A 20,840-nucleotide genomic window follows, 5' to 3' on the forward strand; every position below is an offset into this window, starting at 1 on the left:
CTAGCCTTCGCTTATCACGACCACCGGAGACGAAACATGGGCTGGATCATCGCCATTCTGGTCGGCGCACTGATCGGCTGGATCGCCAGCAAGATCATGGGCACCGACTCGCAACAAGGCGCCATCGCCAACATCCTGGTCGGCATCGTCGGCTCGGCGCTGGGCAGCTGGCTGTTCGGCAGCGTGCTGGGCATCGGCGCGGCCGGGGCCGCCGGGGGCTTCTCGCTGGCCGGGCTCACCTTCGGCGTGCTGGGCGCGGTGGTGCTGATCTTCGTGCTGAAGCTGCTCGGCATCTTCAAATGATCTGTACCGGCGGATCGCCCGGCAGCGATCCGCCGCCACCGCCGCCCACGGCGCTTTCAAAGCCGGCTGCGCGTTGTTACCATTGCGCGTTTGAACCTCGGGCGGACCACTATGCATAAGTGCTTGTTTTCGCTGATGCTTGTCGCAAGCGCGACCGCATACGCGCAACGCCTGCTGCCCCCGCAAGGGCAATTGGGCGAGTTGAAGGCCTACAGCCCCGCGGCGGTGAAGATCGACAGCAAGCAGTACGTGGCCGCGCCTGGGCTACGCGTCTACAGCACGCAGAACACGCTGCTGATGCCGGGCTCGGTGCCGCAGAAGGCCAATGTCTGGTACCAGCTGGAGTCGAACACCGGCTTCATCTGGCGCATCTGGATCCTGGACGAACAGGAATACAAGACCCTGAAAGCCCAGGCCCGGCCGACCCCGACGCCGCGCCCCACGCCGACCCCGACGGCCACCCCCACGACCTGAAGCGATACCCGAAACACCCCATGAGCAAGAAAGTATTCATCAAGACCTTCGGCTGCCAGATGAACGAGTACGACTCGGACAAGATGGCGGATCTGCTGCACGCCACCGAGGGCCTGACCAAGACCGACAATCCCGAAGACGCCGACGTCATCCTGTTCAACACCTGTTCGGTGCGCGAGAAGGCGCAGGAGAAGGTGTTCTCCGACCTGGGCCGGGTGCGCGAGCTGAAGCAGAAGAACCCGGCGCTGGTGATCGGCGTGGGCGGCTGCGTCGCCAGCCAGGAAGGCGCCGAGATCGTCAAGCGCGCGCCCTACGTGGACGTGGTGTTCGGCCCGCAGACGCTGCACCGCCTGCCCGAGCTGATCGCCAGAAAGCGCGAAACCGGCAGCGCCCAGGTGGACATTTCCTTCCCGGAGATCGAGAAGTTCGACCACCTGCCGCCGGCGCGGGTGGAAGGCGCCACCGCCTTCGTCTCGATCATGGAAGGCTGCTCCAAGTTCTGTAGTTTCTGCATCGTGCCGTACACCCGCGGCCAGGAAGTGAGCCGACCGTTCGAGGACGTGCTGGCCGAAGTGGCCGACCTGGCGCAGCAGGGCGTGAAGGAAGTGACGCTGCTGGGACAGAACGTCAACGCCTATCGCGGCCGGATGCTCGACGGCGACGAGCACGACATCGCCGACTTCGCCATGCTGCTGGAGTACGTGCACGAGATTCCCGGCATCGAGCGCATCCGCTACACCACCAGCCATCCCAAGGAAGTGACGCAGCGCCTGATCGACTGCTACCGCAAGCTGCCCAAGCTGGTGTCGCACCTGCACCTGCCGGTGCAATCCGGCTCCGACCGCACGCTGGTGGCGATGAAGCGCGGCTACACCACGCTGGAATACAAGAGCCTGGTGCGCAAACTGCGCGAAGCGCGCCCCGACATCTGCCTGTCGTCCGACTTCATCGTCGGCTTCCCCGGCGAGAGCGACGACGACTTCGAACGCACCATGAAGCTGATCGACGACGTGGGCTTCGACGCCAGCTTCAGCTTCATCTACAGCATGCGCCCCGGCACCCCGGCGGCCGATCTGCCGGACGATGTCGCGCCCGACCTGAAGACCCGCCGCCTGATGCGCCTGCAAGCGCGCATCGAGGAGCTGGCGCAGCAGGTGAACCGCGACATGGTCGGCACCGTGCAACGGGTGCTGGTCGAGGGCCACGCGCGCAAGAACGCGCAGGAACTGGCGGGCCGCACCGACAACAACCGTATCGTCAATTTCGAGGGGCCGGTGCGTCTGATCAACCAGTTCGCCGAGGTGATGATCACCGAGGCACTGCCACACAGCCTGCGCGGCCGCATCGTCACCCGCGAAACCGTCGCCGCCTAGGCAGGATGGCCGATCCGACACGATCACGCGGCCGCAGCACATCAGGGCGAATCGACCACCGGGATGGTGGTCGAGCCGGCACCGTACCCCCACCGTTTTCGAGCCCTTGCTGAAGGAACCCCAATGGCCAACAAAGGTTATTCCCAAGCCACCGTGGCACCGCTGACCGACACCGAGCTGGACGAACTGGCGGCCTTCCTCGATTCGGACGCCACGCCTGAGGAATGCATGGATCTTTCGATGCTGCACGGCTACCTCACCGCGCTGCTGATCTCGCCCGATGAGCCGCTGCCCGACACCTGGCTGCCACCGGTGTGGGGCGACGGCAGCCAGCGCCCGCGCTTCGACTCGCCGGCGCAACAGACCCATATCGAGGATCTGGTGCTGCGCCTGTACAACCAGTTGTCCGACGAGCTTTCGGCCGAGCCGCCCGCGTTCACGCCGATGGTGTACGTGGACGAGGACAGCGGTACCGACATCGCGCAGCAGTGGTGCTATGGCTTCATGCTCGGCACCTCGCTCGACCCGGACAGCTGGCAGCCGCTGCTGGAAGACGAGGACGGCATCGAGCTGATCGGCCCGATCCTCGACTGCGCCGACGAGGAATCCCGCGCCGACATGGAGGCCGAGGGCGAGAATCTGGTGCAGTTCGAGCACCAGTTGGCCGCCGCACTGCCGGAGTTGATCCCCACCATCCGCGACTACTGGCGCCAGCGGGCCGAACACGCGGCCAAGCCCGCGCGCCCCGGCCGCCGTCACTGACCACGTGGAAAGCTGGATCGTCTACGCCCTGCTTTCTGCCGGCTTTGCCGGCGTGGTGGGCGTGACCGCCAAGGCCGGCATGGGCCAGATCAGCGGCGATCTGGCGCTGGCGATCCGCACCGCGGTGATCTTCGCCCTGGTCGCCGTGCACACGCTGGCCGGGCGCTACTACGCGGAGGCCCCGCGCCTGAGCGGCCGCGACTGGGGGCTGCTGGCGTTCTCCGGCGCGGCCACCATGCTGTCCTGGCTGTGCTACTACCGCGCGGTCAAACTGGGGCCGGTGTCCGGCGTGGCGCTGCTGGACAAGGGCAGCGTGCTGATCACGGTACTGCTGGCGGTATGGTTGCTGGGCGAACCGCTCACCTGGCGCCTGGCATTGGGCGGTGGTTTGATCGTGGCCGGCTTCCTGGTGCTGACGCTGAAGTAGACTTTCGGGCTCTCGGAGCGATCGACAAACCCCGCACAGCGGCTCCGGCCAGGCGTGCGAACGCAGACAAGGCGCATGGCACGCGAGGCCCGGCGCCCCCGTACGACGCAACCAGAAGGTTTTGTCAGCCGCTCCTTCAGGCCATGACCTCTTTGATCTTTTGAAGGCAATATTTTGCACAACGACACCATCTCCTTCCTGCCCGCCGACAATACCCGGCTGGCCAACCTGTGCGGTCCGCTCGACGAGAACATCCGCCAGATCGAAACCGCGCTGGACGTGAACATCGCCCGGCGCGACGCGCATTTCCGCGTCAGCGGCAGCCCCAGGCAGATTCAGCTGGCGCTGGACGCGCTGGAGTACTTCTACAACGAAGCGCACGACCCGCTGGACATCGACGACATCCAGCTCGGCGTGATCGAATTGACGCGCGGGCCGGACGAAGAACCGACCGATCCCGATTCGCCGGTGCTGCGCACCAAGCGCGCCGACCTGCGTGGCCGCACTCCGCGCCAGACGCAGTACATCAAGGCGGTGATGGAACACGACATCACCTTCGGCATCGGCCCGGCCGGTACCGGCAAGACCTACCTGGCGGTGGCTTGCGCCGTGGATGCGCTGGAGCGCGACACGGTGAAGCGGCTGGTGCTGGTGCGCCCGGCGGTCGAGGCCGGCGAGAAGCTCGGCTTCCTGCCCGGCGATCTGGTGCAGAAGGTGGACCCGTACCTGCGCCCGCTGTACGACGCGCTGTACGACCTGATGGGCTTCGACAAGGTCACCCGCCTGTTCGAGAAGGGCATCATCGAGATCGCTCCGCTGGCCTTCATGCGCGGTCGCACCCTCAACCATTCGTTCGTGATCCTGGACGAGGCGCAGAACAGCTCGCCCGAGCAGATGAAGATGTTCCTCACCCGGATCGGCTTCGGTTCCAAGGCGGTGATCACCGGCGACCCGACGCAGATCGACCTGCCGAAGAACCAGAAATCCGGGCTGGTCGACGCCCAGGAAGTGCTGGCCGACGTGCGCGGCATCGCGCTGCACTACTTCACCAGCGCCGACGTGGTGCGCCACCCGCTGGTGCAGAAGATCGTCGATGCCTACGACCGCAAGGCGCGCGAGCGCGATGTGGAAAGTGAGCGCAAGCGCGCCGAACGCGAGGCGCAGAAACGCGCCGAAGGCGGCCACGCAGCATGAGTCGCAAGCTGAAACTGGCCGTGCAGGTGGAAACCGCGGCCACGGGCCTGCCGGGCAAGACGCAACTCAAGCAGTGGGCCGAGGCGGCGCTGCAAGCCAAGGTGAAGCAGGCCGAGGTCACGGTGCGCATCGTCGATGCCGAGGAAGGCCGCGTGCTGAACCGCGACTACCGCGGCAAGGACTACGCCACCAACGTGCTCACCTTCACCTTCGAAGACGACCTGCCGGACATCCCCGGCCTGCCGTTGCTGGGCGACCTGGTGCTATGCGCGCCGGTGGTCGCCGCCGAGGCCGAGGCCCAGGGCAAGCCGCTGGCGGCGCACTACTGCCACCTGCTGGTGCACGGCATGCTGCACCTGCAGGGCTACGACCATCTGGACGACGCCGAGGCCGAAGTGATGGAGGCGCTGGAGACCCAGATCGTCACGACCCTGGGTTATGATGACCCGTACCGAGACGACGAGACCCCCTGACCCCATGGATGAAAGCCCGTCCGCCAGCGCGCGCGGCAACTGGCTGGAACGCCTGACCCACTTCCTGCTGCGCGAGCCGGAAAACCGCGGCGAGCTGGTCGAGATCCTGCATGGCGCCTTCGAGCGCCACCTGCTGGATGCCGATGCGCTGGCCATGATCGAAGGCGCGCTCAACGTCGGCGACATGCAGGTGCGCGACGTGATGGTGCCGCGCAGCCAGATCAGCGTGATCGACATCGCCACTCCGCCCGAGGAATTCATCCCGCAGGTGATCGACACCGGCCACTCGCGCTTTCCAGTGGTGGACGGCAACAAGGACAACGTGCTCGGCCTGCTGCTGGCCAAGGACCTGCTGCGCTACTACGCCAACCGCCAGGCATTCGACCTGCGCGACATCCTGCGCCCGGCGGTGTTCACCCCCGACACCAAGCGCCTCAACATCCTGCTGGCGGAGTTCCGCGACACCCACAACCACATGGCGGTGGTGGTGGACGAACATGGCGGCGTCTGCGGGTTGGTGACGCTGGAGGACGTAATCGAGCAGATCGTCGGCGACATCGCCGACGAGCACGACAAGGCCGAACAGCACGTGGTGCCGGGCCGCAACGGCCTGTGGCGCGTCAAAGGCGAAACCGAGATCGCCCACCTTAACGAGGCGCTGGGCATCGACCTGCCCAACGAGGATTTCCGCACCGTGTCCGGCCTGATCACCCACCAACTGGGCCACGTGCCGCGCCGGGGCGAAGTGGTGGACGTCGACCGCTGCCATTTCCGCGTGCTACGCGCCGACAGCCGCCGCATCCACGCGGTGGCATTGCGTCTGCACCCCGCCCCAGCCCGATCCGAAACGAGCCACTGACCGGAGCCCCCTTGCCGTATCCCGCCTGGCGCGCCGCGCCGCTCCATCTCGGACTGGCCGCCTGTGGGGCGGCCAGCGTGTTTTCCTTCGCCCCCTGGTACTGGGCGCCGCTGATGTGGCTGTCGCTGGCCGCGCTGTTCGCCGCCATCGGCCACGCACCGTCGCCGCGCCACGCCGCATGGCGCGGCCTGAGCTGGGGGCTGGGCTATTTCCTGGCCAACGTGCACTGGGTGTTCATCAGCATGCACACCTACGGCGGCATGCCGGCGTGGATGGCCGCCGGCTGCACGCTGCTGTTCGCGCTGTACCTGGCGTTGTTCCCGGCGCTGGCGGGCTGGCTGGGACGACGCTGGCCAGCGCGCGACGCCTGGCGCGGCGCGCTGGTGATCCCGCTGGCCTTCTGCGCCACCGAGTACCTGCGCGGCTGGCTGTTCACCGGGTTTCCGTGGGCGGTCAGCGGCACCTCGCAACTGCCATACACGCCCTTAGCCGGCTACGCGCCGCTGATCGGCGCCTGGGGCACCGGGCTGCTGCTGGCGCTATGCGTCGGCCTGGTGGTGGGCGCGCCCCGGCAGCCGAAACGCTGGGCGGCCGTTGCCGCAATCTGGCTGCTGGGCCTGGGCCTGCAACAGGTGGACTGGACCACGCCGCACGGCGAACCGGTCAGCGTGAGCTTGGCGCAGGGCAACATCCCGCAGGACATGAAATGGGATCAGGCGCATTTCGTGGACAACCTGCGCACCTACCTGTGGCTGACGCGCGAGGCCAAGGGCGAGATCGTGGTGCTGCCGGAAACGGCGATCCCGGCCTTTCTCAACGACATCCCCGACTGGTACCTGGACGAGCTGCGCCAGGCGGTCGGCAAGCGCCATCTGGTGTCGGGCGTGCCGATCATGGGCCAGCGCGACGATGAGTACTACAACTCGGTGATGGCGATCACCGAGCCGCAGCAAGCGGTCTACAGCAAGCACCACCTGGTGCCGTTCGGCGAGTTCGTGCCGGTGCCCACGCTGTTCGGCTGGATGTATCAGTTCCTGGATATGCCGTTGTCCGGCTTCAGCCGGGGCGCGCCCAAGCAGCCGCCATTCGTGCTGGGCCCGACCCGGCTGGCCGCCAACATCTGCTACGAGGACGTGTTCGGCCGCGAGATCATCCGCGCGCTGCCGGAGGCGACCATGCTGGTCAACGTCTCCAACCTGGCGTGGTTCGATGGCTCGTGGGCGGCGGCGCAGCACGCGCAGATGAGCCAGGCGCGAGCACTGGAGACCGGGCGCTACATGCTGCGCGCCACCAATACCGGACTGACGGCGATCATCGACCAGAAAGGCCGGCTGCTCGCCAGCCTGCCGCCGATGAAAAAGGCCCTGCTCGAAGGCAGGGCCCGCAACTTCACCGGCCTGACGCCGTATGCGCGGCTAGGCGACTGGGTGTTCCTGCTGGCCCTGGCTGCCGGCTTCGCGCTCAGCGTGGCGCTTGCCCGGCGCGTATAGCAGGCGGGTGCCGGCGAAACGGTCGTAGATCAGCTGGCCGTCGCGATCGAACCACGCCCATACGAACGGCGCGACAAACCAGCCGAGCGCCAGCCAGGCCCAGGGAATCCAGTGCGGGTCGAAATGGGCCATCAGCCAGAGCGGCCCCAGCGGGGCATAGCACAACAGGCCCAGGGCGAAGCGCAGGAAAAGCGCTCGCCAACTCGGCACGCCGCCCGCGACATCGACCAGACAGATACGCCAGGTCTTCATCGCCAGGGTTTGTCCGCCATGCCGCCAGCACCATCCGAAGTACAGGAACAACATCCCCAGCATCCAGGCGAAGCTGATGGCGTGGGCCACCGGATGATCGACCATGCCGGTCAGCGGCTGACCGAGCAGCCCCTGGATCAGCGCCTGGACCGCCACCGGCGGCACGCTGAGCAGCAATACCACCGGTACCACCAGCAGACCCTCGTACCACAGGGCAAAAAAACGCCGCCACCATCCGGCGGCGGTCGATGTGGGCAAAGCCATGCCTACTTCCTTTTCGGGGGGCGATCGTCGTCGTCGCGACCATGATGGCCGCCGCCGTGTTCGCGGCGGTAGCGCTCGATCACCGCGCGCTGCTGCTCCGGCGGCAGTTCGCGCAGACGGCGGTAGTTGTCGCGCGCACGGACGCGCTGCTCGGGCGACAGGTCGGCCCAGCGACCGATGCGCTCGCGCACCCGGTTCTGCTTGTCGGGCGGCAATTGCGGATAACGGTCGGCCATGCGGACGAAACGCTCCTGGTCGTCGGACGGCAGGTTGTTCCACTGGTTGGCCAGGGGCGATAGCACGCTACGCTGCTGCGGCGTCAGCGACTGCCAGTCGGCCGCGGCGGCCGGCAGCGCCAGGAATGCGCCCGCGCACAGGGCGCAAATCAGTTGGTAGCGGTAGTCCATTTATCGAAATCGTTGCTCACGTAGATATCGAGCGGCGCTTCGTCGGCCAGCAGTTGAAGGTCCAGGCTCGGATCGACGGCCCGCGCATGCTGCCACTGCCAGGTGCCGCCGACCACCACCGCCAGCCCGAAGGCCAGGCCGGCGCCCCATGCCGCCGGGTGCGCGCCGAACTGTTCGCTCAGCCAGCGCAGCGGGTTGAAGCCGCGGCGCGCCCCGGCGTGGGCCACCGCGCGTTGCCGCGCCTGGGCCAGCTTCGCGGCGACCTCGGGCGAGACGGCGCGCGCATCCAGCGCTGCCTTCGCCAGGCCGCCCAGACGTTGTTCCATCCGTTCATTCATCGCCGATCCCCCTGTGCCTCATTCGCCACCTTGCCAGTCTACACCGTGCTGTCGCATCCATTCGGCGAGCGCCTGCGTCGCGCGCGAGCAATGGGTTTTCACGCTGCCCTGCGAGCAACCCATGATCTCGGCGGTCTCCGCCACGTCGAACTCTTCCCAGTAACGCAGCAGGAACGCTTCGCGTTGACGCGTGGGCAGGCGCGCGATGCCGGCCTCAATCAATGCCATGGTCTGGGCCTGTTCCCGCTCACGCTCCGGGTTGGCCGAGCCGGACTGGTCGGGCAGCCATTCCAGCGGATCGTCGCCTTCGTCATCGTCGTCGCGGCGAAACGCCGAGAACAGCGTCACCCACCAGTTACGCACCTTGCTGCGGCGGAAATGGTCGCGGATGGCGTTCTGCAGGATGCGCTGGAACAGCAGCGGCCATTCCTCCTGCGGCCGGTCGGCGTAGCGCTCGGCCAGCCTCAGCATCGTGTCCTGCACGATGTCGAGCGCGGCCTCCTCGTCGCGCACGGCGTAGAACGCGTGCCGGTAGGCACGGCGCTCGACTTCGGCGAGGAAAACGGAAAGGGCGTTCTGCCGGGATTGCATCGGCTGGGTCCGCGGGTTCAAAAAGACAAACAGGGGCCGATGCTAGCAAAGCGCGCCCCCCGAGCGCCAGTGAAGTCGCGCGCGTGCCGCCGAGGCTTTTTCTTGCCAAGTCCTTGGCGATCCGCTACCTTTTGCGGTTCACACCCAATCCAGATGTGAAGTCGAGCCCTTTGTTATCCAGGGGCCCGGCACCGAATGGCACCGCCCGCGCAACACACCGCAGTCGTCCCAATTCAGGCCACAAGCCCGAGTCAAGGCGGCCCGCCCGGTAAGGACAGGCTTCGCGGCACTGCCAATGCCCCGCATCAAATGGACCGTTGCGTTACCGCGCTACGATCCGGCCCGGAAACACGCCAGTGACCGAGCCACCCGATGCGTCAGGCTCAGGCAGGTCGAAGAGGTCGCAATGCTCTGGAGATTCGAGCACTGTTTTTCTTTCAACGTTGATCGCCGGTCGTCGCACCCCACGCGACCCGCAACCGGCAAAGGGTGACCCTCATGGAGCATATCTCCGGTGCCGAGATCGTCACGCGCTGTCTGCAAGCCGAAGGCGTCGAATTCGTCTTTGGTTATCCAGGCGGCGCCGTGCTTGAGATCTACGACGCAATCTTCCGCCAAGAGCAATTCAAACACGTGCTGGTGCGTCACGAGCAGGCTGCGGTGCATGCCGCCGATGCCTATTCGCGCTCCAGCGACAAGATCGGCGTGGCGCTGGTCACCAGCGGCCCCGGCGCGACCAACGCGCTGACCGGCATCGCCACCGCCTACATGGATTCGATCCCGATGGTGGTGATCTCGGGCCAGGTGGGCACCAGCGCCATCGGCCTGGACGCCTTCCAGGAAGTGGACATGGTCGGCTGCTCGCGCCCGATCGTGAAGCACAACTTCCTGGTGAAGGATGTGCGCGATCTGGCCGCCACTTTCAAGAAAGCGTTCCACATCGCCAAGACCGGCCGCCCCGGTCCGGTGGTCATCGACGTTCCCAAGGACGTGACCATCAACAAGTGTGCGTTCGAATACCCCGAAACCCTGTCGATCCGCAGCTACAACCCGCCGACCAAAGGCCATCCCGGCCAGATCAAGAAGGCGGCGCAACTGCTGGCCGAAGCCAAGCGCCCGTACATCTACGTCGGCGGCGGCGCGGTGCAGGGCGGCGCCGGCGCGCAGGTCACCGAACTGGTGAAGCTGCTGGGCGTGCCATGTACCAACACCCTGATGGGCCTGGGCGCGCTCGACGGCACCGATCCCAATTTCCTCGGCATGCTGGGCATGCATGGCACCTACGAAGCCAATCTGGCGATGCAGTACTGCGATGTGCTGATCGCGGTCGGCGCGCGCTTCGACGACCGCGTGATTTCGGTGCCGAGCCAGTTCCTGTCCAATCCGAAGCGCATCGTCCACATCGATGTGGACCCGAGCTCGATCGCCAAACGCGTCAAGGTGGACGTGCCTATCGTCGGCGACGTGAAGCACGTGCTGACCGACCTGATCGCCGCGCTGAAGGAAGGCAACCTGCGTCCCAACCCGGACGCGCTCGCCAACTGGTGGAAGCAGATCAACGAGTGGCGCAAGCCCAACAGCCTGCTGTACACGCCGTCCGACGAGCTGATCAAACCGCAGTCGGTAGTGCAGAAGCTGTGGGAGATCACCCATGGCGAGGCCATCGTCACCTCCGACGTGGGCCAGCACCAGATGTGGGCGGCGCAGTACTACAAGTTCCGTCGGCCCAAGCAGTGGATCAACTCCGGCGGCCTGGGCACCATGGGCTTCGGCCTGCCGGCCGCGATGGGCGCGCAACTGGCCAACCCCGACGCGGTGGTCGCCTGCATCACCGGCGAAGGCTCGATCCAGATGAACATCCAGGAGCTTTCCACCTGCAAGCAGTACAACACGCCGGTGAAGGTGCTGAGCCTGAACAACCGCTACCTGGGCATGGTGCGTCAGTGGCAGGAGTTCTTTTACGGCACGCGCTACTCCCATAGCTACATGGATGCCCTGCCCGACTTCGTGAAGATCGCCGAGGCCTACGGCCACGTCGGCTTCAAGATCGAGAACCCGGCCGATGTCGAGCCGGTGCTGCGCGAGGCGTTCAGCCCGGCGCTGAAGGATCGGCTGGTGTTCATGGACTTCCGCACCGATCCGTCGGAGAACGTGTTCCCGATGGTGCAGAACGGCAAGGGCCTGAACCAGATGGACCTGCCGCCGCATATGCACGGCCTGCAACAGGTGCCGTTCGAAAACAACCGCGACTACGGCAACCTTTGCTGAGGAGGGAACGACCATGCGACATATTCTCTCCGTGCTGATCGAAAACGAGGCGGGCGCGCTGTCCCGCGTGACCGGGCTGTTCTCGGCGCGCGGCTACAACATCGATTCGCTGACGGTGCAGACCACCGAAGACCCGACGCTGTCGCGCATGACCATCGTCACGCACGGGTCGGACGACGTGATCGAGCAGATCACCAAGCAGCTCAACAAGCTGATCGAGGTGGTCAAGGTGATCGACCTGAACGAGGCCGACCACATCGAGCGCGAGCTGATGCTGATCAAGGTGCGCGCCACCGGCAAGGATCGCGACGAAATGAAGCGGATGGCCGACATCTTTCGCGGCCGCGTCATCGACGTGACCGAGAAGACCTACACCATCGAGCTGACCGGCCCCGGCGACAAGCTGGATGCCTTCATCAAGGCAATCGACGCGACCTCCATCCTCGAAACCGTGCGCACCGGTGCGTCCGGCATCGCACGCGGCGAACGTGTTTTGAAAATCTGAGTGAGGTGTGGGGGCAAGCCGGGCGATCCCGTCCGCCTTGCCTCTCCCTCACGCCTCACACCTCACAGGAGTAGTTCTCAAATGAAAGTTTTCTACGATAAAGACGCCGACATCAGCCTGATCAAGGGCAAGCAAGTGACCATCGTCGGCTACGGCTCCCAAGGCCATGCCCACGCGCTGAACCTGAAGGATTCGGGCGTGAACGTGACCATCGGCCTGCGCAAAGGCGGTGCCTCGTGGTCCAAGGCCGAAGCCGCCGGCCTGCCGGTGAAGGAAGTGGCCGAGTCGGTGAAGGGCGCCGACGTGGTGATGATCCTGCTGCCGGACGAATCGCAACCCGATGTGTACTACCGCGACATCGCCCCGAACCTGAAGGCCGGCGCGGCCCTGGCGTTCGCCCACGGCTTCAATGTCCACTACAACCAGATCGTGCCGCGCGAAGACGTGGACGTGATCATGGTCGCCCCCAAGGGCCCCGGCCACACCGTGCGCAGCGAGTACCTGAAGGGCGGCGGTGTGCCGAGCCTGATCGCCGTGTATCAGGACAAGAGCGGCCGCGCCCGTGACGTGGCCCTGTCCTACGCCGCGGCCAACGGCGGCACCAAGGGCGGCGTGATCGAAACCAACTTCCGTGAAGAAACCGAGACCGACCTGTTCGGCGAACAGGCCGTGCTGTGCGGCGGCGCGGTGGAACTGGTGAAGGCAGGCTTCGAAACCCTGACCGAAGCCGGCTATGCCCCGGAAATGGCCTACTTCGAGTGCCTGCACGAGCTGAAGCTGATCGTCGACCTGATGTACGAAGGCGGCATCGCCAACATGAACTACTCGATCTCGAACAACGCCGAGTACGGCGAGTACGTGACCGGCCCGGAAGTCGTCACCGCCGCCACCAAGGAAGCGATGAAGAAGGCGCTGCAACGCATCCAGACCGGCGAATACGCCAAGATGTTCATCCTGGAAGGCAAGACCAACTACCCGGCCATGACCGCCCGCCGCCGCCTGACCGCCGCGCACCCGATCGAAACGGTCGGCGCCCAGCTGCGCGCGATGATGCCGTGGATTGCCAAGAACAAGCTGGTCGATCAATCCAAGAACTGATTCGTGCGCAGCGCCCCGCCTGCCAAGGCGGGGCCTCGCACCGAGCGCGTCATCCCGTAGGTTCGCGCGCTCATCAACGGCCAGCCCGCGCTGGCCGTTTTTTCTGGCCGCGCTCGCCATGACGCCTTTCCCGACATGCCAAGGCACTTTTTGCCCACGCTGCGGCGAAAGACACCGCGGGGCGCGCTCGGTTACAATTTTCTGTTCAATCCAAGCCCAGAGACGACCTTGAACAAGCCCTACCCTCATCCGATCATCGCGCGCGAAGGCTGGCCCTTCCTTGGCGCCAGCGTCGTCGTCGCCGTACTCGTCACGCATTTCGCCGGCTGGTGGTCGTTGCCGTTCTGGATCATCGCCCTGTTCGTGCTGCAGTTCTTCCGCGATCCGGCACGCGTCATTCCGCAGGATCCGAAGGCCGTGCTGTCGCCTGCGGACGGCCGCGTGGTGGTAGTGGAACAGGCGATGGATCCGTACCGCAAGGTAGAAGCGCTGAAGATCAGCGTGTTCATGAACGTGTTCAACGTCCACTCCAACCGCAGCCCGGTCGATGGCGTGGTGCAGCATATCGAGTACAACGCCGGCTCGTTCCTCAACGCAGCGCTGGCCAAGGCTTCGCTGGAAAACGAGCGCAACGCGGTGCTGGCACGCCTCGCCGACGGCACCGAAGTCACCTTCGTCCAGATCGCGGGCCTGGTGGCGCGCCGCATCCTCTGCTACGCCAAGGTGGGCGACAACCTGTCGCGCGGCCAGCGCTACGGCTTCATCCGCTTCGGCTCCCGCGTGGACGTTTACCTGCCGTTGAGCGCACGCGCCAAGGTCGCCATCGGCGACAAGGTCAGCGCCACCGAGACCATCCTGGCGGAACTCGCCTGACCCGCGGCCTGCCGAAACCCGTTCCAGGCCCATCCACCGAGAGCGCCCCATGCACCCGATCAAGCGACCGTTGAATCTGAAGCGGCAAAGCATCTACCTGCTGCCCAACCTGTTCACCCTCGGCGCGCTGTTTGCCGGCTTCTACGCCATCGTGCAGGCCATGAACGGGCATTTCGAGCACTCGGCGGTGGCCATCTTCGTCGCAATGATCCTGGACGGCCTCGACGGCCGCGTGGCGCGCCTGACCCATACCCAGTCGCCGTTCGGCGCCGAGTTCGACAGCCTGTCGGACATGGTGTCGTTCGGCGTGGCGCCCGCGCTGATCGCCTACGAATGGGCGCTGAAGGATTTCGGCAAGCTGGGCTGGATGGTGGCGTTCATCTACTGCGCCGGCGCCGCGCTGCGGCTGGCACGCTTCAATACCAATATCGAAGTGGTCGACAAGCGCTTCTTCCAGGGCCTGCCTTCGCCGTCCGCCGCCGCGCTGGTGGCCGGGCTGGTGTGGATCAGCATCGAACATGCCGAGGACCTGTCGCTGATCGCCGGCGCGCTGCCGGAAATCGCGCTGTTCTTCACTCTGTTCGCCGGGCTGACCATGGTGTCCAACGTGAAGTTCTGGAGCTTCAAGGAATTCCACGCCCGCAAGACGGTGCCCTTCGTCGCGCTGCTGGTGGCCACGCTGGTGCTGCTGATCGGCGCCTCGCGCCCGGCGCTGGTGTTGTTCTGCTTCTTCATCGGCTACGCCGCCTCCGGCTATGTCTACTGGGGCTGGCAGTGGGCGAATCGGCACAAGAAAGCCGTCAAATCGGACATGTAGTCCAAAATCTCACCAACCCTTTCTGCGTTTCTTCTTTCTCCCCTGTCGAAATCGTTGACGTTATGTCCAAAACGGGCCTATCCTGAGCACCAGTCTGTGCCAAGGAGAGGCCCGTGCAATTCGACATCGACAAGCTGATCGCCGACTTCGGCGGCCCCGGTGCACTCACCGAGGCATTGAATCAGGCCTTCCCCCATGATCCCGTCAGCCGCGCCGCCATCTACAAGTGGCGCGAGCGCGGCAGCCTGCCGCTCTCCCAGATCGACAAACTCGCGCAATTGGCCGCGGCGAGCGGCCGGCATTTCAATATCCACGCGTACCGCATCGGCGCCGCCGCGCCGCTCACCCCCGGAGTGAACGCCATGGGCGACCGCCTCTACATTTTCGATACCACCTTGCGTGACGGCGAGCAGTCGCCGGGCGCCTCGATGACCCGCGAAGAGAAGATCCGCATTGCCCGTCAGCTGGAAAAGCTGGGCGTGGATATCATCGAGGCAGGCTTCGCCGCCGCCAGCCCGGGCGACGCCGACGCGATCCGCGCAGTGGCCGAGGCGGTACGCGAATCCACCATCTGTTCTCTGGCCCGCGCCAACGAGCGCGACGTGCGCGCGGCCGGCGAAGCCATCAAGCCGGCGGCGCGCGGCCGCATCCATACCTTCATCGCCACCAGTCCGATCCACATGGAGAAGAAGTTGCGCATGTCGCCGGACGAGGTGGTCGAGGCCGCGGTGCGCGCAGTGAAGATCGCCGGCGAGTACACCGCTGACATCGAGTTCTCGGCCGAGGACGCATTGCGCTCCGAGATCGACTTCCTCGCCCGCATCTTCGGCGAAGTGATCAAGGCCGGCGCCACCACCATCAACGTGCCCGACACCGTGGGCTACGCCGTGCCGCAGCGCACCGAGGCCTTCTTCCGCGAACTGATCGCCCGCACCCCGGGCGGCGACCGCGTGATCTGGTCCGCCCATTGCCATAACGACCTGGGCATGGCGGTCGCCAACTCGCTCGCGGCCGTGCTCGGCGGTGCGCGCCAGGTCGAATGCACCATCAACGGCCTGGGCGAGCGCGCCGGTAACGCGGCGATGGAAGAGATCGTGATGGCGGTGAAGACCCGCCACGATATCTTCGGCGTGGAGACCCGCGTCGATGCCACGCAGATCGTGCCTGCTTCCAAGCTGGTCTCGACCATCACCGGCTACCCGGTGCAGCCGAACAAGGCCATCGTCGGCGCCAACGCCTTCGCCCACGAGTCGGGCATCCATCAGGACGGCGTGCTCAAGCATCGCGAAACCTACGAGATCATGAGTGCCGAATCGGTGGGCTGGAGCGCCAATCGCCTCACGCTGGGCAAGCTGTCGGGCCGCAACGCGTTCAAGACCAAGCTGTCATCGCTGGGCATCGTGCTCGACAGCGAGGAGGCGCTCAACGCCGCGTTCGCCCGCTTCAAGGAGTTGGCCGACCGCAAGCGCGAGATCTTCGACGAGGACCTGCACGCGCTGGTGTCGGACGAGTCGGTCTCCGGTGAGCAGGAAACCTATCGCCTCACCTCGCTGAAGGTGGTGTCGGAAACCGGCGAGGTGCCGACCGCGACGCTGGTGATGGCCGAGGAAGGCGCGGAGAAACGCGCCGAGGCCGACGGCGACGGGCCGGTGGACGCCACGTTCAAGGCGATCGAATCGGTGGTGAACAGCGGCGCTGAGCTGCTGTTGTACTCGGTGAACGCCATCACCGAAGGCACCGACAGTCAGGGCGAAGTGACGGTGCGACTGTCCAAGAGTGGCCGCGTGGTCAACGGCCAGGGCGCGGACACCGACATCCTGGTCGCCAGCGCCAAGGCCTATATCTCCGCGGTGAACAAGCTGAGCAGCAAGACCTTCCGCATGAATCCGCAAGTCGGCGAAGCGATCTGACCCTTTGCGCCGCCCATGGCGGCGCCGATTTCCGCCGCGCGTATCTGGCGTGGCCGTGCATCACCACCGGGCGGGTCCGTCGCCACCATGACGGGCCCGGGTCGGCGCCACCCGCGCCGCGACCAAGCCGACAAGGCGCGCTACCCGCGCGCGGCGCCCAGGATTGACCGGTGCCCCTCTCGTTATGGCGTGGCCTGTTCCAGCGAAGGCCGCGTCCAGCGCGCGTACAGCACCACCATCACGAAGATCCACACCGACAACGCGATCTCGCCCAGCGCCAGCCACTGGGATATGCCGCTGTCGGACCAGCCCCGCATCACGCCTTCGATGAACCAGAGCAGGATGAACATGCTGCACCACTGGTAGGTGTAGCGGCGGCCTTTCAGCAATCCGGGCAGCGGCAACAGCAGCGGCACCGCCTTCAGCATCAAGACCGAGCCGCCGGCGCGCAGCGGCGCCCACCACAGCTCCCACGCCAGACACAGCGCGATCAACGCGATCAGGCCGAGAATGGCGCCCCATTGCACGCGGCCGCGCCAGATTGCCAGCGACGCGCTCATCGTTGTCCCTCCAGCCGCAGGGCGATCTCCGCCAGCCGACGGCCTTGCGCCATCGCCAACTGCTTTTCGACCTCGGTCACCGGCAGGCGGGACTCCGGCCCGGCCACGTGCGAGGGCCCGTAGGGCGTGCCGCCGGACTGGGTGGTGGACAGCGCGGCCTCGGTGAATGGCATACCGACGATGACCATGCCGTGATGCAGCAGCGGCAGCATCATCGTCAGCAGCGTGGTCTCGTTGCCGCCGTGCATGCTGCCGGTGCTGGTGAATACCGACGCCGGCTTGCCGGCCAGCGCACCTTGCAGCCACTCGTTGACGGTGCTGTCCCAGAAATACTTCATCGGTGCGGCCATGTTGCCGAAGCGCGTCGGGCTGCCCAGTGCCAGACCCACACACTCGCGCAGGTCGGCCGGCTCCACGTAGGGCGCGCCACTGTCGGGCACCGCCGCCTCGGTCGCTTCGCATACCGTGGAGACACGCGGCACGGTGCGCAAGCGCGCGACGCAGCCCGGAACGGATTCGACGCCGCGGGCGATCGCCTGCGCCAGTTGGCGCGTGGCGCCGTGGGTGGAGTAATAGAGAATAAGAATGTCAGCCATGGCGTTTACCGTTGTCAGGTCCGCTATTATAAGGGCTTCGATCCGGACCGAACCGCGCATGGCCTCGCCCCAGCTCCTGAAGAAATTGTCGATGAAACCGCTGCTGACGCTGGACTACTGGCGCCGCATGGGCGGGTTCTCCCGCTTCGTCGGGCATCGCCTGGTCCTGGACCGCTGCCTGCAGACCGCCGGCAGCCTCACCTACACCACGCTGCTGGCCATCGTGCCGCTGTTCACCATCGCGCTGACGCTGTTCTCGGCGTTTCCGATGTTCTCGTCCTATTCGGGCAAGTTCCGCAGTTTCATCCTGTCCAACCTGGTGCCGGATACCGGCGGCCGGGTGGTCGGCATGTACATGCGGCAATTCGCCGACAACGCCGAACGCCTGACCGCGCTGGGCATGATCGGCCTGGCCATCACCGCGCTGCTGCTGGTATTCACCATCGAAAAGACCTTCAACGAGATCTGGGGCGTGAAGAAGCCGCGCAAGCTGCTGTCGCGCACGCTGATCTATTGGGCTTCGCTCACCCTGGGGCCGCTGCTGATCGGTATCAGCCTGTCGCTGACCTCGTGGCTGTTCCAGCAAAGCTCGCTGCTCGACAGCGCGCCGTTCGCCGAAACGCTGCTGCTCAAGCTGGGGCCGATGTCGCTGATGTTCGCGTCGCTGACGCTGCTGTACGTCGCTGTGCCCAACTGTTACGTGCCGCGCAGCCATGGCATGGCTGCGGCGCTGGTGGTGGCCTTGCTGCTGGAGCTGATGAAGAAGATGTTCGGGCTCTACGTGAAGCAGTTCGGGGCTTATCAACTGGTCTACGGCGCGTTCGCCGCGTTCCCGATCTTCCTGCTGTGGTTGTACGTCTGCTGGGTGATCGTGCTCGGTGGAGCGGTGCTGGCCGCTTCGCTGTCCTACTGGCACGGCGACGGCTGGCGCTGGGAACGCCACCACGGCACCCGTTTTGAACAGGCGGTGCGCATCCTGATGACGTTGGCGCAGGCGCATGCGCACGGCGAAGTGCTGCATATCGATGCGCTGCGCCGCCGCGTCGGCCTGGGCATCGACGCCACGCATTCGCTGCTGGAAATCATGAGCGATCGCGGCTGGGTGGAAGCGACGCGCGACGGCGCCTGGCTGCTCGCGGGATCGATCGACCGCATCAAGCTGGTCGACATCTTCGAAACCGTGGTCACACCGTTGTCCGCCACGGTGGAAAGCGGTGTCACCCGCCATATCCAGGGCATGGTCGGGGTGCTGGACGAGACGCTGGCCGAGTACGCGGCACGCCTGGACGAACCGTCGCCACCTGCCGGCGGCTCAGCCAGGGATGCCGCCGAACCGGCATGAAAAAAGCCACGCATCGCGTGGCTTTTTCCTGGCTACGGCCACTTCAGGCGCAGCCGGCCTCCAGCGCCGCCACCACGGTGGCGCGCTCCAGTTCGCCGATATACGACTCACCCAGGCAACGCAGCAGGATGAACTTGATGGTGCCGGCATCGACCTTCTTGTCCTGCGCCATCAGGCTGAGGTAACGCTCGTTGCCGAGCACCGGCGCCACCACCGGCAGGCCGGCGCGTTGCAGCAGCGCCTTGATCCGCGCGATGTCGGCGTCGCTCACGTTGCCCAGCTCGCGGGACGCCAGCGCGGCCAATACCATGCCGGCCGCGACCGCCTCGCCATGCAGCCATTCGCCATAGCCGAGACCGGACTCGATGGCGTGGCCGAAGGTGTGACCCAGGTTGAGCAGGGCGCGCTGACCGTTTTCCTTTTCGTCGGCAGCGACGATGCGCGCTTTGTTCTGGCAGCAGCGCTCGACGGCATAGGCCAGGGAATCGGTATCGCGCGCCATCAACCCGTCGATATTGGCCTCCAGCCACTCGAAGAACGGCAGGTCGTCGATCAGGCCGTACTTGATCACTTCGGCCATGCCGGCCGAGAACTCGCGCGGCGGCAAGGTATCGAGCGTCGCCAGATCCGCCAGCACCAGCCGAGGCTGGTAAAACGCACCGATCATGTTCTTGCCCAGCGGGTGGTTGATCGCCGTCTTGCCGCCGACCGACGAATCGACCTGCGCCAGCAAAGTGGTCGGGATCTGGATGAAGGGCACGCCGCGCTGGTAGACCGCGGCGGCAAAGCCGGTCATATCGCCGATCACGCCACCACCCAGCGCGATCAGCGTGGTCTTGCGTTCGACCCGTGCGGCCAGCAGGCCGTCGAAGATCAGGTTCAACGTTTCCCAGGTCTTGTATACCTCGCCATCGGGCAGGATCACCGTCTCGACCTTGACACCCTGTTGTTCCAGCGCCTGCTGCAACGGCGCCAGGTACAACGGCGCGACGGTTTCGTTGGTGACGATGGCGACGCGCTTTTGCGGCAGCAGCGGCAGGATGTGCGACACCTGCGTCAGCAGGTCGCGCGCGATCAGGATGTCGTAGGGAGCGTGGTCGAGGTCAAGCTTGACGGTTCGCATGGAGTTGCTCGAGTTTGGCGAGAAGCGCCTGGGTCAGTTGCTGGACGGATTGGCGGCTGGTATCGATCACCAGGTCGGCCACGTCGCGGTAAAGCGGATCGCGCACCTCGAACAGCTCGCGGATGCGCTCCCGGGGATTGGCCGTCTGGAGCAGGGGCCGGTTCTTGTCGTGCGCGGTGCGCTGGTACAGATCGTCGACGCTGGCGCGCAGGTAGATCACATAGCCATAGCGGCGCAACACGGCCCGATTCGCCGGATCCAGCACCGCGCCGCCGCCGGTGGCCAGCACCACGTCCTGCTGCTCGGCCAGTTCGGCGATCATCGCTGCCTCGCGGGCGCGGAAGCCGGCTTCGCCTTCCAGTTCGAAAATGATCGGGACCCGCACGCCGGTGCGCGCTTCGATCTCGTGATCCGAATCGTGGAACTGCTTGCCCGTGGCCTTGGCCAGCGCCCGCCCCACCGTGGTTTTGCCGGCACCCATCATGCCGACCAGAAAAAAATTGCCTGGCAGTTTCATGCCAGGCATTTTACCCGGAAAGCC

Annotated in this window: 23 protein-coding genes and 1 pseudogene; 16 read left to right on the forward strand and 8 right to left on the reverse strand. The window is 65.8% G+C overall.

Annotated features, from left to right (window positions below; all coding sequences use genetic code 11):
- Positions 1–36: 36 nt before the first annotated feature.
- From C556_RS0103480 to lnt, 9 genes are all read left to right on the forward strand, one after another.
- A complete protein-coding gene (locus tag C556_RS0103480; RefSeq protein WP_018746840.1) occupies positions 37–303 on the forward strand; it encodes a GlsB/YeaQ/YmgE family stress response membrane protein in 267 nt (88 codons plus the stop codon).
- A gap of 135 nt (positions 304–438) precedes the next feature.
- Positions 439–777, forward strand: coding sequence for a hypothetical protein (locus tag C556_RS0103485; RefSeq protein ID WP_157235786.1), 339 nt, complete (start codon positions 439–441; stop codon positions 775–777).
- Positions 778–797: 20 nt separating this feature from the next.
- Positions 798–2,150: a tRNA (N6-isopentenyl adenosine(37)-C2)-methylthiotransferase MiaB gene (gene miaB, locus C556_RS0103490; RefSeq protein ID WP_018746842.1), complete on the forward strand. Its 1,353-nt coding sequence runs from the start codon at positions 798–800 to the stop codon at positions 2,148–2,150.
- 123 nt (positions 2,151–2,273) lie between these two features.
- Positions 2,274–2,912, forward strand: coding sequence for a UPF0149 family protein (locus C556_RS0103495; RefSeq protein ID WP_018746843.1), 639 nt, complete (start codon positions 2,274–2,276; stop codon positions 2,910–2,912).
- Between the two features lie 4 nt (positions 2,913–2,916).
- Positions 2,917–3,339: an EamA family transporter gene (locus C556_RS0103500; RefSeq protein ID WP_018746844.1), complete on the forward strand. Its 423-nt coding sequence runs from the start codon at positions 2,917–2,919 to the stop codon at positions 3,337–3,339.
- Positions 3,340–3,510: 171 nt separating this feature from the next.
- Positions 3,511–4,533: a PhoH family protein gene (locus tag C556_RS0103505; protein WP_373279172.1), complete on the forward strand. Its 1,023-nt coding sequence runs from the start codon at positions 3,511–3,513 to the stop codon at positions 4,531–4,533.
- Complete coding sequence (gene ybeY / locus C556_RS0103510; protein ID WP_018746846.1) at positions 4,530–5,006, forward strand: rRNA maturation RNase YbeY; 477 nt, start codon at positions 4,530–4,532, stop codon at positions 5,004–5,006. Before C556_RS0103505 ends, ybeY begins: the two co-directional genes overlap by 4 nt.
- A 4-nt stretch (positions 5,007–5,010) precedes the next feature.
- Positions 5,011–5,865: a CorC family transporter gene (locus C556_RS0103515; RefSeq protein ID WP_018746847.1), complete on the forward strand. Its 855-nt coding sequence runs from the start codon at positions 5,011–5,013 to the stop codon at positions 5,863–5,865.
- 11 nt (positions 5,866–5,876) lie between these two features.
- Positions 5,877–7,355, forward strand: a complete 1,479-nt coding sequence (lnt, locus tag C556_RS0103520; protein ID WP_018746848.1) for an apolipoprotein N-acyltransferase — start codon at positions 5,877–5,879, stop codon at positions 7,353–7,355.
- On the opposite strand, the gene C556_RS21415 is transcribed toward lnt, so the two are convergent.
- From C556_RS21415 to C556_RS0103540, 4 genes are read right to left on the reverse strand one after another with little or no spacing between them, the layout of a single operon-like run.
- On the reverse strand, positions 7,281–7,871 hold the full coding sequence (locus tag C556_RS21415; RefSeq protein WP_018746849.1) for an RDD family protein: 591 nt from the start codon (positions 7,869–7,871) through the stop codon (positions 7,281–7,283). The two genes, lnt and C556_RS21415, sit on opposite strands and share 75 nt — an antisense overlap.
- A 2-nt stretch (positions 7,872–7,873) precedes the next feature.
- Positions 7,874–8,278 (reverse strand): DUF3106 domain-containing protein, encoded by a 405-nt coding sequence (locus tag C556_RS19180; protein ID WP_018746850.1) that lies wholly within the window; start codon positions 8,276–8,278, stop codon positions 7,874–7,876.
- A complete protein-coding gene (locus C556_RS0103535; protein WP_018746851.1) occupies positions 8,257–8,604 on the reverse strand; it encodes a DUF3619 family protein in 348 nt (115 codons plus the stop codon). Before C556_RS0103535 ends, C556_RS19180 begins: the two co-directional genes overlap by 22 nt.
- A gap of 30 nt (positions 8,605–8,634) precedes the next feature.
- Positions 8,635–9,207, reverse strand: a complete 573-nt coding sequence (locus tag C556_RS0103540; RefSeq protein WP_018746852.1) for an RNA polymerase sigma factor — start codon at positions 9,205–9,207, stop codon at positions 8,635–8,637.
- A gap of 498 nt (positions 9,208–9,705) precedes the next feature.
- On the opposite strand from C556_RS0103540, the gene ilvB reads away from it, so the two are divergent.
- The 6 genes and pseudogenes from ilvB to C556_RS0103570 all read left to right on the forward strand — a co-directional run bounded on the left by ilvB (position 9,706) and on the right by C556_RS0103570 (position 16,678).
- Entirely contained in the window at positions 9,706–11,475 is a 1,770-nt protein-coding gene (gene ilvB / locus C556_RS0103545) for a biosynthetic-type acetolactate synthase large subunit (protein ID WP_018746853.1), read from the forward strand.
- A gap of 13 nt (positions 11,476–11,488) precedes the next feature.
- Complete coding sequence (gene ilvN, locus C556_RS0103550; protein WP_026262776.1) at positions 11,489–11,980, forward strand: acetolactate synthase small subunit; 492 nt, start codon at positions 11,489–11,491, stop codon at positions 11,978–11,980.
- Positions 11,981–12,061: 81 nt separating this feature from the next.
- Positions 12,062–13,078 (forward strand): ketol-acid reductoisomerase, encoded by a 1,017-nt coding sequence (gene ilvC / locus C556_RS0103555; RefSeq protein WP_018746855.1) that lies wholly within the window; start codon positions 12,062–12,064, stop codon positions 13,076–13,078.
- Between the two features lie 228 nt (positions 13,079–13,306).
- Positions 13,307–13,945 (forward strand): annotated as a pseudogene (locus tag C556_RS0103560) (phosphatidylserine decarboxylase); the annotation flags it as partial.
- A 55-nt stretch (positions 13,946–14,000) separates the two neighbouring features.
- Positions 14,001–14,768 carry a CDP-diacylglycerol--serine O-phosphatidyltransferase gene (gene pssA / locus C556_RS0103565; protein ID WP_018746857.1) on the forward strand — a complete coding sequence of 256 codons (768 nt, stop codon included), beginning with the start codon at positions 14,001–14,003 and terminating at the stop codon, positions 14,766–14,768.
- 113 nt (positions 14,769–14,881) lie between these two features.
- Complete coding sequence (locus C556_RS0103570) at positions 14,882–16,678, forward strand: 2-isopropylmalate synthase (protein WP_018746858.1); 1,797 nt, start codon at positions 14,882–14,884, stop codon at positions 16,676–16,678.
- Between the two features lie 182 nt (positions 16,679–16,860).
- Here the strand turns inward: C556_RS0103570 and C556_RS0103575 are convergent, their stop codons facing one another.
- Both C556_RS0103575 and wrbA read right to left on the reverse strand, forming a co-directional pair.
- Positions 16,861–17,238: a DUF2069 domain-containing protein gene (locus tag C556_RS0103575; RefSeq protein ID WP_018746859.1), complete on the reverse strand. Its 378-nt coding sequence runs from the start codon at positions 17,236–17,238 to the stop codon at positions 16,861–16,863.
- Entirely contained in the window at positions 17,235–17,834 is a 600-nt protein-coding gene (wrbA, locus tag C556_RS0103580) for an NAD(P)H:quinone oxidoreductase (RefSeq protein ID WP_018746860.1), read from the reverse strand. The genes C556_RS0103575 and wrbA overlap by 4 nt, the downstream gene beginning before the upstream one ends.
- 91 nt (positions 17,835–17,925) lie before the next feature.
- Here wrbA and C556_RS19185 point away from each other — a divergent pair, with 91 nt between their 5' ends.
- Positions 17,926–19,176 carry a YihY family inner membrane protein gene (locus C556_RS19185; RefSeq protein WP_169338589.1) on the forward strand — a complete coding sequence of 417 codons (1,251 nt, stop codon included), beginning with the start codon at positions 17,926–17,928 and terminating at the stop codon, positions 19,174–19,176.
- A gap of 43 nt (positions 19,177–19,219) precedes the next feature.
- Here C556_RS19185 and aroB read toward each other — a convergent pair whose 3' ends face one another.
- Positions 19,220–20,299 (reverse strand): 3-dehydroquinate synthase, encoded by a 1,080-nt coding sequence (gene aroB / locus C556_RS0103590; protein WP_018746862.1) that lies wholly within the window; start codon positions 20,297–20,299, stop codon positions 19,220–19,222.
- Complete coding sequence (locus C556_RS0103595) at positions 20,280–20,825, reverse strand: shikimate kinase (protein WP_018746863.1); 546 nt, start codon at positions 20,823–20,825, stop codon at positions 20,280–20,282. Before C556_RS0103595 ends, aroB begins: the two co-directional genes overlap by 20 nt.
- Between the last annotated feature and the right edge of the window lie 15 nt (positions 20,826–20,840).

It is taken from the genome of Chitiniphilus shinanonensis DSM 23277 (assembly GCF_000374805.1).
GTDB lineage: Bacteria > Pseudomonadota > Gammaproteobacteria > Burkholderiales > Chitinibacteraceae > Chitiniphilus > Chitiniphilus shinanonensis.

Excerpts from the sequence above, each read along its gene's own strand:
- C556_RS0103480 (WP_018746840.1), top strand. The coding sequence starts at position 37 with ATGGGCTGGATCATCGCCATTCTGGTCGGCGCACTGATCGGCTGGATC.
- C556_RS0103485 (WP_157235786.1), top strand. The coding sequence starts at position 439 with ATGCTTGTCGCAAGCGCGACCGCATACGCGCAACGCCTGCTGCCCCCG.
- miaB (WP_018746842.1), top strand. The coding sequence starts at position 798 with ATGAGCAAGAAAGTATTCATCAAGACCTTCGGCTGCCAGATGAACGAG.
- C556_RS0103495 (WP_018746843.1), top strand. The coding sequence starts at position 2,274 with ATGGCCAACAAAGGTTATTCCCAAGCCACCGTGGCACCGCTGACCGAC.
- ybeY (WP_018746846.1), top strand. The coding sequence starts at position 4,530 with ATGAGTCGCAAGCTGAAACTGGCCGTGCAGGTGGAAACCGCGGCCACG.
- C556_RS0103515 (WP_018746847.1), top strand. The coding sequence starts at position 5,011 with ATGGATGAAAGCCCGTCCGCCAGCGCGCGCGGCAACTGGCTGGAACGC.
- C556_RS21415 (WP_018746849.1), bottom strand. The coding sequence starts at position 7,871 with ATGGCTTTGCCCACATCGACCGCCGCCGGATGGTGGCGGCGTTTTTTT.
- C556_RS19180 (WP_018746850.1), bottom strand. The coding sequence starts at position 8,278 with ATGGACTACCGCTACCAACTGATTTGCGCCCTGTGCGCGGGCGCATTC.
- C556_RS0103535 (WP_018746851.1), bottom strand. The coding sequence starts at position 8,604 with ATGGAACAACGTCTGGGCGGCCTGGCGAAGGCAGCGCTGGATGCGCGC.
- C556_RS0103540 (WP_018746852.1), bottom strand. The coding sequence starts at position 9,207 with ATGCAATCCCGGCAGAACGCCCTTTCCGTTTTCCTCGCCGAAGTCGAG.
- ilvB (WP_018746853.1), top strand. The coding sequence starts at position 9,706 with ATGGAGCATATCTCCGGTGCCGAGATCGTCACGCGCTGTCTGCAAGCC.
- ilvN (WP_026262776.1), top strand. The coding sequence starts at position 11,489 with ATGCGACATATTCTCTCCGTGCTGATCGAAAACGAGGCGGGCGCGCTG.
- ilvC (WP_018746855.1), top strand. The coding sequence starts at position 12,062 with ATGAAAGTTTTCTACGATAAAGACGCCGACATCAGCCTGATCAAGGGC.
- pssA (WP_018746857.1), top strand. The coding sequence starts at position 14,001 with ATGCACCCGATCAAGCGACCGTTGAATCTGAAGCGGCAAAGCATCTAC.
- C556_RS0103575 (WP_018746859.1), bottom strand. The coding sequence starts at position 17,238 with ATGAGCGCGTCGCTGGCAATCTGGCGCGGCCGCGTGCAATGGGGCGCC.
- wrbA (WP_018746860.1), bottom strand. The coding sequence starts at position 17,834 with ATGGCTGACATTCTTATTCTCTATTACTCCACCCACGGCGCCACGCGC.
- C556_RS19185 (WP_169338589.1), top strand. The coding sequence starts at position 17,926 with ATGAAACCGCTGCTGACGCTGGACTACTGGCGCCGCATGGGCGGGTTC.
- aroB (WP_018746862.1), bottom strand. The coding sequence starts at position 20,299 with ATGCGAACCGTCAAGCTTGACCTCGACCACGCTCCCTACGACATCCTG.
- C556_RS0103595 (WP_018746863.1), bottom strand. The coding sequence starts at position 20,825 with ATGCCTGGCATGAAACTGCCAGGCAATTTTTTTCTGGTCGGCATGATG.